This window comes from Paractinoplanes ovalisporus (genome assembly GCF_016834655.1).
Classification (GTDB): Bacteria; Actinomycetota; Actinomycetes; order Mycobacteriales; family Micromonosporaceae; genus Actinoplanes; species Actinoplanes ovalisporus.
The window spans coordinates 252444-267388 of sequence record NZ_JAENHP010000010.1; the positions used below are offsets into that span (position 1 = coordinate 252444).

General features: G+C 70.4%; 4 protein-coding genes. 3 read left to right on the forward strand and 1 reads right to left on the reverse strand.

What is annotated here, in order from left to right:
- Positions 1–42: 42 nt before the first annotated feature.
- Both JIG36_RS28565 and JIG36_RS28570 read left to right on the forward strand, forming a co-directional pair.
- The gene (locus JIG36_RS28565; protein ID WP_203379498.1) at positions 43–1020 is read left to right on the forward strand and encodes an ATP-binding cassette domain-containing protein; all 978 of its coding nucleotides are present in this window, start codon (positions 43–45) and stop codon (positions 1018–1020) included.
- The gene (locus JIG36_RS28570; protein ID WP_203379499.1) at positions 1017–1814 is read left to right on the forward strand and encodes an ABC transporter permease; all 798 of its coding nucleotides are present in this window, start codon (positions 1017–1019) and stop codon (positions 1812–1814) included. The genes JIG36_RS28565 and JIG36_RS28570 overlap by 4 nt, the downstream gene beginning before the upstream one ends.
- 68 nt (positions 1815–1882) lie before the next feature.
- Here JIG36_RS28570 and JIG36_RS28575 read toward each other — a convergent pair whose 3' ends face one another.
- A complete protein-coding gene (locus JIG36_RS28575) occupies positions 1883–2956 on the reverse strand; it encodes a MupA/Atu3671 family FMN-dependent luciferase-like monooxygenase (protein ID WP_203379500.1) in 1074 nt (357 codons plus the stop codon).
- A 242-nt stretch (positions 2957–3198) separates the two neighbouring features.
- On the opposite strand from JIG36_RS28575, the gene JIG36_RS28580 reads away from it, so the two are divergent.
- Positions 3199–14931 (forward strand): non-ribosomal peptide synthetase, encoded by an 11733-nt coding sequence (locus JIG36_RS28580; RefSeq protein ID WP_203379501.1) that lies wholly within the window; start codon positions 3199–3201, stop codon positions 14929–14931.
- The last annotated feature ends 14 nt before the right edge of the window (positions 14932–14945 follow it).

The window sequence follows — 14945 nt, forward strand, 5'->3', positions numbered from 1 at the left end:
TCGGCGCATCGTCTCGCATCGACAGGTCCCTGGAGGGATACCATGGAATACGCGATTTCCGTCGAGGGCCTTCGGAAACGCTACGGCGAAAGGGAAGTGCTGAGCGGGGTCAGCCTCTCGGTCGCGGCCGGTTCGGTCTTCGGGTTGCTCGGCCCCAACGGTGCCGGCAAGACGACAATTGTTCGTACCCTCGCCACTTTGCTGGACATCGAAGAAGGAAAGGCCACGGTGGCCGGATTCGATGTCGCGCGGCAGGGGGCCGAGGTTCGCAAACGAATCGGACTGACCGGCCAGTACGCAGCGGTCGATGCGAGGCTCACCGGCCGCGAGAACCTTGTGCTGCTCGGCACGTTGGCTCACCTGGGCCGGCAACGGGCCCGGCAGCGCGCCGAGGAACTGCTCGAGGTCTTCGATCTGCAGGAGGCGGCGAACCGGTTGGTCGGCACGTACTCCGGTGGCATGCGCCGCCGCCTCGACCTCGGCGCGAGCCTGATCGCCGAGCCCGAGGTGATCTTCCTCGACGAACCGACGACCGGTCTTGACCTGATCAGCCGGACGGCCCTGTGGAACATGGTGCGGACGCAGGCCGAGGCCGGTGTCACGGTCCTCCTGACCACGCAGTACCTGGAGGAGGCGGACCAGCTCGCCGATCGGGTCGCGGTCATCGACCAGGGTCAGGTCATGGCCGAGGGCACGCCGACCGAGTTGAAGAACAAGGTGGGCGGTGAGCGGCTGGAGATCACCGTCGAGACGGCCGAACTGGCCCAGCGGGCGCTGGTGCCGCTGGCCGCGGTCGGTGTGGCGGCGCCGATCGTGGACAGCACCGGCCTGCGGATCTCGGTGGCACTCGACGCCGGGACCGGGGGCATCGCGGACGCCGCCACCGGCCTTCAACGGGCCGGCATCGCGGTGGCCGACTTCAGCGTGCGCCGGCCGTCCCTGGATGACGTCTTCCTCCAGCTGACCGGGCACCGGACCGAGGACACGACCGTTGCGGCGGCGGGGAGGACCGAACGATGAGCTACGTCCTCACCGATTCCGCCGCGCTGTTCGGGCGCCATCTCACGCACTTCAAACGCCTGCCGCAGCAACTGATCAGCGTGACCCTCATGCCGATCATGTTCGTCTTCCTGTTCGGATATCTGTTCGGCAGCTCGATGGTCGTCCCGGACGGCAAGTATCTGGACTACATCATGGCCGGCATCCTGGCCCAGATGATGCTGGCCAACGCGATCAACACGGGCGTCGGTGTGGCCGACGACCTCAACAACGGACTGGTCGACCGGTTCCGATCGCTGCCGATGACCCAGTTCTCGGTCCTCCTCGGCCGGACGGCCGCCGACCTCGTCCTCAACATCATCGCGTTGCTCTTCATGGTGCTGGTCGGTCTGCTGATGGGATGGCGCCCGCACGGCTCGGCGCTGTCCACCATCGGGGGTGTCGCACTGCTCCTGCTGCTGGGCTACACGATGACCTGGCTGGGCTGCCTCATCGGACTGACCCTGCGTCACCCGCAGGTGATCAACTCGGTGGCGATGGCCGTCACGATGCCGCTCGCCTTCCTCTCGGCCGGGTTCTTCCCGATCAACAACCTGCCCGGCTGGGTGAGCGCGATCGCCAGCTGGAACCCGGTGAGCGCGATCGTCACCGGCGTCCGTGAACTGTGGGGAAACCCGGTCGGGTATGGCGACGACCCGTCCTGGCCGTTGCGTCATCCGGTGCCGGTGTCGCTGATCACGCTGATCGTGCTGCTGCTGATCATCGTGCCGCTGGCAACGCGCGCCTACCGCAGCGCCGCGGCGAAGACGACGTAGACCGCCGGTACCGCCGCACGAATCGGGGCCCTCGCCATGGCGAGGGCCCCGATTTCCCGTTCCGGTGCTCAGCGCAGCGCGTCGAACGAACGCCAGCTGTCGTGCAGCTCGCCCAGCAGGTCGAGGCTGTCGAGCACGGTGTCGTGCGGTACGCCGAAGTCGATGAGACACGCGACCTCGTCCACGCCGGCATCGGCCAGGTCGCGAGCCGTGTCGAGGCAGTCCTCGACGGTCCCGAACATGCCGCTGAGGTCGAAGTACCGGTCAAAGGCCTGCTTCACCAGGAAGTCGATGTCCGTCGGCGCCATGTCACGCAGCTCGCGGGTCGTGATGGCCCCGGCCGTTCCAGCGGCCTCGGCCGCGCGGATGAGCAGATCGAACGAGCTGGCGAGGTAGCGCGAGAAGGGCTCACGCACGATCTCACGAACCTCGTCGCGGTCGTCGCCGACAAAGGTGTGCACCATCAGCGCGACGTGGCCGTCGCCGGCATCGGGTCCGTTGTGGGCCCGGAAGGTGGTGCGATACTCCTCGATCCGCTTGGTGAGCACGTCGATCTCCTGGCCGAGCAGGTGGGTCAGCACCCCGTAACCGCGCTCGCCGGCGAGCTGGAAGGTGGCTGGGCTGCCCGCGCTGGTCAGCCACACCGGCAGTTCCGGGCGCACCGGGGCGGGGTGGATACGTACCTCGGAAGGCTCGCCGACACCGTTGGGCAGGGTGACCGGATCCAACCGCCAGAGACTGCGGACCTGCTCGATCATGTCCACCAGCGCGGTCTTGCGCGTCTCGTAGGCCTGGGGACGCAGGACGAAGTCGGAGGCGTGCCATCCGGAGGCGAAGGCGATCCCGGCCCGACCCCGGGAGATGTTGTCCACCACGGACCACTCCTCGGCGATCCGCAGCGGTGGGTGCAGGGGGGCCACCACACTCCCGGCCCGCACCTGGACCCGCTCCGTGACGGCCGCGACGGCCGCGCTCGTGACCGACGGGTTCGGGTAGAGACCGCCGAAGGCGTGGAAATGCCGTTCCGGGGTCCAGACCGCTGTGAATCCTCGCTGGTCGGCGAACTTCGCGCCCTCCAGCAATAGCTTGTAGCGATCCTCGGCCTCGTCGTTGTTGGCGAAGTAAAACAGACTGAAATCCAAGACAGCGGTCCAATCCACAGGCGGCCGGGACCCGGCCGAGGGGTCGAAGGCAGAAATCATCTATACGTCTGTGCGCCCCGGAAAGTCGTACCCGTATCGATTTTCTGACATCGGTTCCGGACCACTGTGGAGCCCGCCTATCCAAGTTATTTATGCATGTCTGGGCACCGGTATTCGCCCGAGTACGGTCGCCACGGTCAGGCCCCTTCCTGACTGTGCCGAACGACGCCGGGGAGCCATCCGTGAAACAGCCACGCATCGAGGACCTTCTTCCTCTTTCGCCGCTGCAAGAGGGCTTGTTCTTCCACGCCCAGCTTGCCGGGGACGGCTTGGACGTCTACACCGCGCAATTGGTCGCGCGAGTCGACGGCACGCTGGACCCGGCGGCCATGCAGGCTGCGGCCACTGCTCTCGTGCGACGCCACGCGAGCTTGCGGGCGACCTTCCGCAGCCGCAAGAACGGCGAGCCGATGCAGCTGGTCCTGCGCGAGGTGCCGATCCCGGTCGGTGACCTGGACCTGCGGGACATCCCCGACGACGCGCAGCAGCGCGATCGGATCCGCGAGTTCGCCGTCGAGGACCGGGCCCGGTCGTTCGACCTGAGCCGACCGCCGCTGCTGCGGGTCACGACCGTACGGACCGGGCCGGACAGCTTCTGGATCGTCCTGACGGTGCACCACATCATCGCCGACGGATGGTCGTCGCCGTTGATCCTGCAGGAGCTCTTCCAGCACTATCGCGCCGGCGGCGAGGACACCACGCTGCCTGCCCCCACGCCCTACCGGGACTACTTCGCCTGGCTCGCCCGCCAGGACTCCGACGCGGCCCGGGTCGCGTGGAACAACGCGCTGGCCGGTGTCGACACCGCGACCCACGTCGCGCCGGGGATCGGGCGCAACACGACACAACCGCCGGGCGACCTGGTCGCGGAGGTCACCGAGGAACTCACCGGACGCCTGCGTGACGTGGCCCGGGCGACCGGAGTGACACTCAACACCGTCGTGCAGTGCGCCTGGGCGGTACTCGTCGGCCGGCTCACCGGCCGCACCGACGTCGTGTTCGGAGCGACGGTCTCCGGCCGGCCGGCCGAGGTGGCCGGGGTCGAATCGATGATCGGCCTCTTCATCAACACGATTCCGGTGCGGGCCCGGCTCGGCTCGGCCGCGACCCTGCGTGACCTGCTGGCCGGCGTGCAGCAGGAGCAGGCCGAACTGACCGACCACCACCACCTGCCGCTGTCCTCGATCACCGAGCCGGTCCCGGTCACCGGTGAGCTGTTCGACACGCTCATCGTCTACGAGAACTACCCGGTCGACGCCGAGGCGCTGGCCGCGCCGGTCGAGGGACCACGGATCGCCGAGATGACCGGCCAGGACGCCACGCACTACGCGCTGTCGCTGTTCCCGACGCCGGGACCGCGGCTGCGGCTGCGGCTGAACTACCGGGCCGACATCTACTCCGGCAACCATGCGCAGCAGGTCCTCGACATGCTCGTACGGGTCCTGGAGCAGTTCGCGGCCGACACCTCCGCTCCGGTTGCCGGCGTCGACGTCCTGACACCCGTACTGCGTGAGCGGGTGTTGCGGGAGTGGAACGACACGGCCGGCCCGGTGCCCGCGCTCTCGATCGACGAGCAGTTCCGCCAACGCGCGGCCGAGATCCCGGAGGCGGTTGCGGTCCGGGCCGGCGCGGTGACGCTGACCTACCGGGAACTGGACGAGAGCTCCGACCGGCTGGCCCAGTTGCTCGCCGCCCACGGCGCCGGACCGGAGACCCGGGTCGCGGTCGCGCTGCCCCGGCGCGCCGACCTGGTGACGACCCTGCTGGCCGTGCAGAAGACCGGCGCCGCCTACGTACCGCTCGACCCGGAGTATCCGGCCGACCGGGTCGCCTACATCGTCGATGACGCGCGCCCGGCCGTCGTGGTGACCGACTCGACGGTGACGTCGCTGCCGGAGGCCGGGACGGCGGTCCGTGTCTCGCTCGACGACCCGGAGACCGGTCACCTTCTCGCCGGGCAGGCCATCGGACCCCTGCCCGTGCGCACGACGGGTGCGAATCCCGCGTACGTCATCTACACCTCCGGGTCCACCGGACGTCCCAAGGGGGTCGTGGTCACGCGGGCCAACCTGGCCAACTTCATCCGCTCGATGGGTGACCGCTTCCGGCTCGGAGAGGGCGACCTGCTCACCGCGGTGACCACGGTGTCCTTCGACATCGCCGCGCTGGAGCTCTACATGCCCCTGGTCAGCGGCGCCGGGGTGGTCCTCGCCGAGTACGACGAGGTGCGTGACATGGCCCGCCTGAACGACCTGCTCGCCGCCACCGGTTCGTCGATCATGCAGGCGACCCCCACGCTGTGGCAGGCCCTGGTGTCCGAACATCCGGAGGCGCTCGACGGCATGCGCGTGCTGGTCGGCGGCGAAGCTCTTCCCGCGGGTCTGGCGGCTCGCCTGGTCGAGACGTCCGCGGAGGTGACGAACCTGTACGGACCGACCGAGACCACCGTGTGGTCCACGGCGGCGACGCTGACCACGGTCGACGGGGCACCGCCGATCGGGCTGCCCATCCTCAACACCCAGGCATACGTGCTCGACGCCGCGCTCATGCCCGTTCCGCCCGGCGTCGCCGGCGACCTCTACCTCGGCGGTGAGGGCGTGGTCCGCGGCTACTTCGGGCGCGCCGGGCTGACCGCCGAGCGCTTCGTCGCCTGCCCCTTCCCGGCGTCCGGCGGGCCGGACGGTGCTCGGATGTACCGCACCGGCGACGTGGCCCGCTGGAACGCCGAGGGGGAGCTGGAGTACGTCGGGCGGATCGACGATCAGGTGAAGATCCGCGGATTCCGGATCGAGCTCGGCGAGATCGAGACGGTGCTTACCGCGCAGCCCGAGGTGGTCCAGGCCGCCGTGGTGGCGCGCGACGACGACTCGGGTGACAAGCGCCTGGTCGCCTACGCCGTGCCGGTTACCGGCGGCGAGATCCAGGTGCACCGGCTCCGCGAGGCGATCGCTGCCCGGCTGCCCGACTACATGATGCCGGCCGTCTTCGTCGTGCTCGACGAATTGCCGCTCACCCCGAACGGCAAGATCGACCGGAAGGCCCTGCCCGAGGCCGACTTCGGCACGGTCGTCTCGCCGGCCGCGGCGCCGCGGACCCCGCAGGAGGAGATCCTGGCCGGTCTCTTCGCCGAGGCCCTGGGACTGCCCGCGGTCGGTGTCCACGACAGCTTCTTCGACCTGGGTGGCCACTCGCTGCACGTGACCCGGGTGGTCAGCCGCATCCGCTCGGCGTTCGGAGTGGAGCTGCAACTGGGTGAGTTCTGGGAGTCGCCCTCGGTCGCCCAGCTGGCCGAGCGCATCGAGCGGGCCGGGGAGGCCCGCCCGCCGGTCCGGCCGGTCACCCGCCCGGAGCGGGTGCCGTTGTCGTACGCCCAGCGCCGCCTGTGGTTCCTCAACCGCTTCGAGTCGGGGGCGGCCGCGCACAACATCAGTCTTGCTCTGCGGTTGCGCGGCGACCTCGACGTCGAGGCGATGCGAGCCGCTGTCCGGGACGTGACGGCTCGGCACGAGACGCTGCGGACCCGGTTTCCGGAGGACGGCGGCACGGCTTACCAGCTGGTGCTGGACGCCGAGCAGGGAGCGCCGGAGGTGGTCCTGACGGAACTGGCCGACGGAGACGAACAGGCCCTCGAGGACGCCATCGCCACCGAGGCGGCCCGCGACTTCGACCTGGCTACCGAGACCCCGCTGCGGGTCACGCTGTTCCGTCTCGGCCGGCGCGATCACGTCCTGCTCATCATGCTGCACCACATCGCCGGCGACGGCTGGTCCGTCACGCCGTTCGCCACCGACCTGACCACGGCCTACCGTGCCCGGGTCGACCGGTTGGAGCCGGACCTGCCCCCGCTGCCGGTTCAGTACGCGGACTTCGCCGTCTGGAACGCGGAGGTCCTGGGCGCGGAGGACGACCCGGAGAGCCCGATCAGCCGGCAGCTGGCGTTCTGGCGGGACCGGCTGGACGGTGTCCCGGAGCAGATCACGCTGCCGACCGACCGGCCGAGGCCGGCGGAGGCCGACTACACCGCCGAGACGGTCGAGACCCACCTCCCGGCGGAGCTGCACCGCGCGTTGGTGTCCGTCGCGCGGCAGTCGCAGACCAGCCTCTACATGGTTCTGCAGGCCGGTCTGGCCAACCTGCTGTCGGCATTGGGCGGCGGAACCGACATCACCATGGGATCGCCGATCGCCGGGCGCAACGACCGGGCGCTCGAACACATGGTCGGCTTCTTCGTCAACACGCTGGTCATGCGGACCGACCTCTCGGGCGATCCGACGTTCCGTGAGCTGCTGACCCGCGTCCGCGAGTTCGACCTGGCCGCGTACAGCAACCAGGACGTGCCGTTCGAGCGCGTGGTCGACACCCTGAACCCGGTGCGCTCGATGGCATGGCACCCGCTGTTCCAGGTGTGGCTCAACGTCCAGAACATCCAGTCGGCCGACCCGTCGGCGGTCGAGGTGCCCGGCCTGGAAGCGACCGCCCACCCGGTTCCGGTGAATGCCACGCAGTTCGATCTGGCGTTCACTTTCAACGAGCACACCGCGCGGGACGGCAGTGCCGACGGCATGCAGTTGCTGGTGGACTTCCGCCTGGACATCTTCGACCGGTCCACCGTCGCCGAGCTGTGCGCCCGGTTGGTGCGGCTTCTCGAGCAGGTGGTCGCGGACCTCGACGTCAAGGTGCGCGAGATAGATGTGCTGAGCGGGGCGGAGCGGGAGCGGGGTGCCGGCTTCGACCGCTCGGTCCAGGCGCCGCCGCCGCGCGGGTTCGTCGAGCTGTTCGGCGAGCGGGTCGCGGAGGCACCGGGCGACCCCGCGGTGATCTTCGAGGATCAGACGTTGTCCTATGCGGAGCTGGATCGCCGGGCCAACCAGCTCGCTCACGTGCTGACCGCGGCGGGTGCCGGCCCGGAGAGGTTCGTCGCGCTCGCCCTACGGCGTTCCGTCGACTGGCCGGTCGCCATGCTGGCGTCCCTGAAGGCGGGGGCCGCCTATGTGCCGATCGATCCCCGCTATCCGGCCGACCGGATCCGCTACATCCTTCAGGACGCGCAGCCGGACGTGGTGATCACCAGTGCCGACATCGCCGGGGATCTCCCCGAGGCCACGCCCGGTACGACGCACGTGGTACTCGACGACCCGGAAACCAGGGATCGGGTCGGGGCCGCGCCTGCGACTGCCCCCGGGCAGGTATTCCGGCCGGACAGCCCGGCCTATGTCATCTACACCTCGGGATCCACCGGTCTTCCCAAGGGCGTGGTGGTGTCCCACCGTGGTGTGGCCGCTCTGCGCGCGGGCTACCTGGAGGCCTTCGACCTCGGCGCGGGCGACCGGGTCGTCCAGTTCGCATCGCCCAGCTTCGACGCCGCGTTCGCCGAGATCTGCAAGGCGCTGCTGACCGGCGCCGCTCTGGTGCTCGCACCGGCCGCCCGCCTCGACCCGGGCCCGCCGCTGGCGTCCCTGCTGGCTGAGCAGCGGGTGACGCAGGCGACGATCCCGCCCGCCGCGCTCGCGGTGATGGCCGACGACGAGGTGCCGGCGAACGTCGGTCTTCTGGTCGCGGGCGAGGCGACACCGCCGGAAGTGGTGGGGCGCTGGTCCGCGGGCCGGCGGATGGTCAACGCCTACGGCCCGACCGAGACGACTGTCTGCGCGACGATCAGCGCGCCGCTGAGCGGCAGTGTCGAACCGCCGCTCGGCCGGCCGATCCCTGGCTCTCGCGTCTATGTGCTCAACGACGCGCTCCGCCCGGTGGCGACCGGGGTGCTCGGAGAGATCTACATCGCCGGTTCCGGCGTGGCGCGCGGCTATCTGCGGCGGCCCGGCCTGACCGCCGAGCGCTTCGTCGCCGACCCGTGGGGGCCGCCTGGTGCGCGCATGTATCGCACCGGTGACCTGGCCCGATGGCGCTCCGACGGTGCGCTGATGTTCGCCGGCCGGGCCGATGAACAGGTCAAGTTGCACGGTTACCGGATCGAGCCGGGCGAGGTGCGGGCGGCGCTGCTGCGCGACGCGGCCGTGCGCCAGGCCGAGGTGCTGGTGCGAGCCGACGAGGGGGAGGCCGAGCGCCTGGTCGCGTACGTCGTGGCACCCGGGGCCGATGGCCGGGCTCTGCGTACGGACCTGGCCGCCGTGCTGCCCGACCATCTTGTTCCGGCGGCCGTCGTGGTGCTCGACGCCATGCCGGTGACGCCGAACGGGAAGATCGACCGGTCGGCGCTTCCGGCGCCCGAGTTCGCCGGTGGCGGCCGGGCCACGGACCAGCCGCGCAACGAGCGGGAGGAACTGATCCGCTCGCTCTTCGCGGAGCAGCTCCGCAAGCCCGGAATCGGCATCCACGACAGCTTCTTCGACGTCGGTGGCGACAGCATCCTCTCGATCCAGCTGGTTCGGCGGATGCGCGACGCGGGACTGAAGCTGAGCCCGCGCGACATCTTCGAGCACAAGACCGTCGCTGCCCTGGCCGCCTTCCTGGCCGCGGCCGAGGCCACAGCGCCCGAGCCGGCGGTCGTGGCGCCCGCGGACGATCGGGGTACCGGCGACGTGCCGCTTACTCCGATCGTGCACTGGATGCGGGAGCGGGGCGGACGGCCGGACCGGTTCAGTCAGACCACGATGATCGTCGTTCCGGCTGATCTCGGCGAGGCCCGCCTGCTGTCCACAGTGCAGGCGCTGATCGACCACCACGACGTGCTGCGAATGACGCTCAGCCGCACCGGTGGGGTCGTCTGGAACCTGCGCGTGCGGGAACGGGGCACGGTTCCGGCCGCGTCTGTTGTCCGCCGGGTCGCCGCCGATGACACCGCCGGCTCCGGCGCGGAACTGATGGCCCGGGAGGTCCGGGCCGCCTGGGACCGGCTCGACCCGGAGAACGGGGTGATGCTGCAGGCGGTCTGGTTCGACCACGGGCCGCATCGTTCCGGCCGGCTTCTGCTCACTCTGCATCACCTGGCCGTCGACGGCGTCTCGTGGCGCATCCTGCTGCCGGATCTGAAGCAGGCCTGGGACGCCGCCGACGCCGGTCAGGTGCCGCGGCTCGAACCGGTCGGCACGTCCGTCCGCGAGTGGGCGCAATTGCTCACCGCCTCGGCGCAGACACCGGAACGTGTCAGCGAACTCCCGTTCTGGCTCGACACGCAGAACGCCACGGAACCGCCCGTGACCGACCGTCCGCTCGATCCCGCGCGCGACGTCACCGGCACCACGCGGGGCCTGGTCCTGGCACTGCCGATCGAGTCGACCGAGACCCTGCTGACCAAGGTCCCCGCGGCTTTCCACGCCCGGGTCAACGACGTGCTGCTGACCGGTTTCGCGGTGGCGGTCGACCAGTGGCGTCAGCGCCGTGGGCGGGCCACCGGCCCGGTGCTGGTGAACCTCGAGGGGCACGGCCGGGAGGAGCTGGACGACACCGTCGACCTGGCCCGCACCGTCGGCTGGTTCACCAGCCTCTTCCCGGTCCGGCTGGACCCGGGCGCGCTCGACTGGCGGGACTTCCAGGCGGGCGGCCGGGTCGTCGGCAGCACCCTGAAGCAGGTCAAGGAACAACTGCGGGCGGTACCGGACAACGGCCTCGGCTACGGCCTGTTGCGCTACCTCAACCCGCAGACCGGTCCGTTGCTGGCGCGGCGGCCGGAGCCGCAGATCAGCTTCAACTACCTGGGCCGGTTCGCGTCGGCCGACGACCGGACGACCACGCCGACCGACTGGTCGCCCGCTCCGGAGGGATTCGACCTCGACGGTGGCAGCGACCCGGACCGGCCGCTGGCGCACGCCATCGACCTCAACGCCACGACGCAGGACGGCCCGGACGGGCCACGCCTGGTTGCCGCCTGGTCGTGGGGCAGCGAACTGTTCAGCGAGGAGGAGATCCGCGAGCTGGGCGAGTTGTGGTTCGCGGCGCTGGAGGCGATCGTCGCGCATGTCGCGCAGCCGACGACGGGCGGCTACACACCGTCCGACCTGACGCTCGTCCCTCTGTCGCAGGCCGAGATCGACGCGGTGACCGCCGGGTTCACCGAGCAGCCGGCCGACATCCTGCCGCTGACCCCCATGCAGGAGGGACTTCTCTTCCACACACAACTCGACGACGACGGCCCGGACGCCTACACCGTGCAGGTGGGCATCGACCTGGCCGGTCCACTCGACATGGATCGGCTGCGGCGGGCGATCGGCGCGTTGCTGCACCGCCATCCCAACCTGCGCTCCTGCTTCCGTCAGCGCGGGCTGCGCCGGCCGGTGCAGGTGGTGGCGGCCGAGTTCGAGCCCCCGCTGGTGGAGGTCGACCTGACCACGCTGCCGGCCGCCGAGCGACCCGCACGCCTCGATGCGCTCATGGACGCCGACCGGGAGCAGCGCTTCGACCCGGACGAGGCGCCCCTCCTGCGGTTCGCGGTCCTCCGCGTGGAGCCGAACCTGGCGCGTCTGCTCATGACCAATCACCACCTGCTGCTCGACGGTTGGTCGGGCCCGCTCGTCCTGCAGGAACTGTTCGCGCTCTACCGCACCGACGGGGACCCCTCCGCGCTGCCGCCAGTGACGCCGTACCGGGACTACCTGGCCTGGCTCGGCCAGGCGGATCGGGCCGAGGCTCTTGACGCGTGGCGTTCGGTGCTGGACGGCGTGGATTCGGCGACCCTTGTCGCACCGGCCACCGACGATGCGACCGCCACCCTTCCCGCCTCGGTCCTCGTCGAGCTGGACGAGGACCGGATGACGGCACTGACCGGGTTGACCCGTCGCCTCGGCGTCACCCTCAACACGGCGGTGCAGGCCGCCTGGAGCGTGGTGCTGAGCGGCCTGACCGGGCGGGACGACGTCGTCTTCGGCAGCACCGTCTCCGGCCGCCCGGCCGACATCGCGGGCATCGAGACCATGGTCGGCCTGTTCATCAACACCGTGCCGGTGCGGGCCCGGATCGGCGTCGCCGACACCTGGGAGACGCTTCTGGGCGAGCTGCAGCGGCAGCAGACCTCGGTGCTGGACCACCACCATCTCGGACTGCGTGATCTGTTCCAGCTGGTCGACGCGGACCGGCTGTTCGACACGATCGTGGTTGTCGAGAACTATCCGCTCGACGCGGGCGGACTGGCCGAGGTCGAGCCGGGCCTGCGGATCGTGGGCGGTTACGGCAACGACGCCAACCACTATCCGATCAGTGTCGTGGCCATGCCCGGCCGTACGCTGCGACTGCGTCTGAGCTACCAGGGCACGCTGTTCGACGAGGCGGCGGCCCGGCTGATCGGTGAGCGGATCGTCCGGGTCCTGAACGCGATGGTCACCGATCCGGGCGCCCGTGCCCGCGGTGTCGAGCTGCTCTCCTCCGACGAGCGGCGGGAACTGCTCGTCACCCGCAATGCCACCGACCGGCCGGTCCCGGACCGGCTGGTGCACGAGCAGTTCGAGGCTCGGGCGTCGGCCGGTCCGGAGGCGACCGCGCTGCTCCTGGCCGACGGCACCCGGATCAGCTACGCGGAACTCGACGCGGCGGCCGACCGGCTGGCCGCACGGCTGGTGGCCGCCGGCGCCGGCCCGGAGAAGCTGGTAGCGCTCGCGCTACCCCGATCGGCCGAACTCATCACGGCGGCGCTGGCGGTCCTCAAAGCGGGCGCCGGCTATCTGCCGGTCGACCCGGGCGACCCGGCCGAGCGGCTACGCCACGTGCTGGCTGACGCGGACCCCGTCCTCACGCTGACTGTTCCGGAGACGATCGGCGAGCTGCCGGAGCTGCGGCGCCCGGTGTGGGCGGTCACGCGGGCGGACCTGTACGCCGGGTCCGCCACATCGCAGCAACCGGTTTCGCGGCCCGACGCGCAGAGCCCGGCCTATGTGATCTACACGTCCGGCTCCACCGGCACACCCAAGGGCGTGGTCGTCGAGCACCGGGCGTTCGCCCAATACATCGCCTACGCCGCCGAGGCGTACCCCTCGGCCGCCGAGCGCGCGATCATGCATTCCCCGGCCTCGTTCGACATGGCCGTGACCGCGATGATCGTGCCCCTCGTGACCGGCGGTTGTGTGCACATCGCCGAACTGGAGCAGATCGGCGGAGAGCGCCTTCAGCCAGTGTTCGCCAAGGTCACGCCGTCGCACCTGACACTGCTGGAAGGGGCGGAGCCAGAGCTCTCGCCGAGTCGCGAGCTGGTCGTCGGAGGCGAGCAACTCCTGGGTACGGCTTTGGAACGGTGGCGTGCCCGGCACCCGCAGGTGGCGGTCGTGAACGAGTACGGACCGACCGAGGCCACAGTCGGGTGTGCCGTCTTCCGCATCGAACCGGGCGACGCTGTTGCCGAGGGGGCAGTGCCGATCGGGCGGCCGACGCCCAACACACGCCTCTTCGTGCTGGACAACGCGCTCCGCCCGGTGCCGGCGGGCGCGACCGGAGAGCTCTACATCGGCGGTGCGCAGCTCGCCCGGGGCTACCACGCACGTCCCGGGCTGACCGCGGAGCGTTTTGTCGCCGACCCCTACGGCCGGCCCGGGTCCCGGCTCTACCGCACCGGCGATCTGGTGCGATGGGACGACGGGCATCCGGCGGGGCCGCAGCTGGAATATCTGGGTCGCGCCGACGGCCAGGTGAAGGTCCGCGGCTACCGGGTCGAGATCGGTGAGGTCGAGAGCGCCCTGGCCGCCGACCCGGCGGTGGCCCAGGCGGTTGTGCTGCTGCGGTCCGAGCCGGGCACGGCCCGGCGCCTGGTGGCCTATGTCGTGCCGGCCGGTGACGTGGTCCTCGTGAGCGACCTCCGGGCGCGCCTCGCCCGGACGCTGCCCGACTACATGATGCCGGCCGTCTTCGTCACGCTGTCCCGGCTGCCGTTGAACGCCAACGGCAAGGTGGATCGCAAGGCGTTGCCGGTTCCGGACCGCGACGCGTCCGACTGGGCCGGGCCGCAGACGCCGCAGGAGGAGATCCTTTGTGGACTCTTCCGGGAGACGCTCGGTCTCGACGTCGTCGGTGTCCACGACAGCTTCTTCGACCTCGGCGGCGACAGCATCATGTCGATGTCCCTGGTCAATCGGATCCGTGGTGTGTTCGGTGTGCGGCTGAGCATCCGTACCGTGCTCGCGTCTCCGACCGTCTCGGCGCTGGCACGGGAACTGGACGCCGACACGGAAGCGGACTCCCTCGACGTGCTGCTGCCGTTGCGCCGGGGCGGGAGCCGTACGCCGGTCTTCTGTGTGCACCCCGCGGGCGGACTGAGTTGGGTGTACGCGTCGCTGCTGCGGCACGTGGACGCCGAGCATCCGGTGTACGGCCTGCAGGCCCGCGGGCTCGCCGACCCCGCGGTGGCTCTGCCGGAAACCATCGAGGCGATGGCCGCCGACTACGTCGCGCAGATCCACGCGGTGCAGCCGGCCGGGCCTTACGTGCTCGTCGGCTGGTCCCTCGGCGGCACGCTGGTGCACGAGATGGCCCGTCAGCTGCGCACCGAGGGAGAGCAGCCGCCGCTGCTGGTCGTTCTCGACGAGTACCCGCTGGATCGCTCGGAGCCGGTGCCCGAGCACACCGTGACCCCGCAGGACGCGTACCGGGTGATGCTGCTGCACGAGGGCGTCGACATCGGCGAGCGGGCCGTCACACATCAGGAGGCGGCGGCGATCCTGCGGGAGCGTCAGAGTGTGCTCGCCAGCCTGACCGAAGCCAACATCGCCGCACTGGCCGGGGTCTTCGCCAACAACCGCAAGCTCTTCGCCGAGTATCGGCCCGAGCGGTACGCCGGCGACATGCTCGTGCTCGTCGCGGAGCCCGATCCCGCGGTGCCGGCCGCGGAACTGGCCGAGCGGGCCGAACGCTGGCGGCCCTACGTCACCGGGACCATCAGCCACCGGGTCGTCCGGTGCGAGCACCCGCACATGATGCAACCGGGTCCGGTCGAAGACATCGGCCGCGTGCTCAACGAGAAGCTCAGCGATCTCAAGTAAGCCACGTACCTGCG

Bases quoted from the DNA above. Each gene is read 5' to 3' on its own strand.
- JIG36_RS28565 (WP_203379498.1), top strand. From the start codon at position 43: ATGGAATACGCGATTTCCGTCGAGGGCCTTCGGAAACGCTACGGCGAA.
- JIG36_RS28570 (WP_203379499.1), top strand. From the start codon at position 1,017: ATGAGCTACGTCCTCACCGATTCCGCCGCGCTGTTCGGGCGCCATCTC.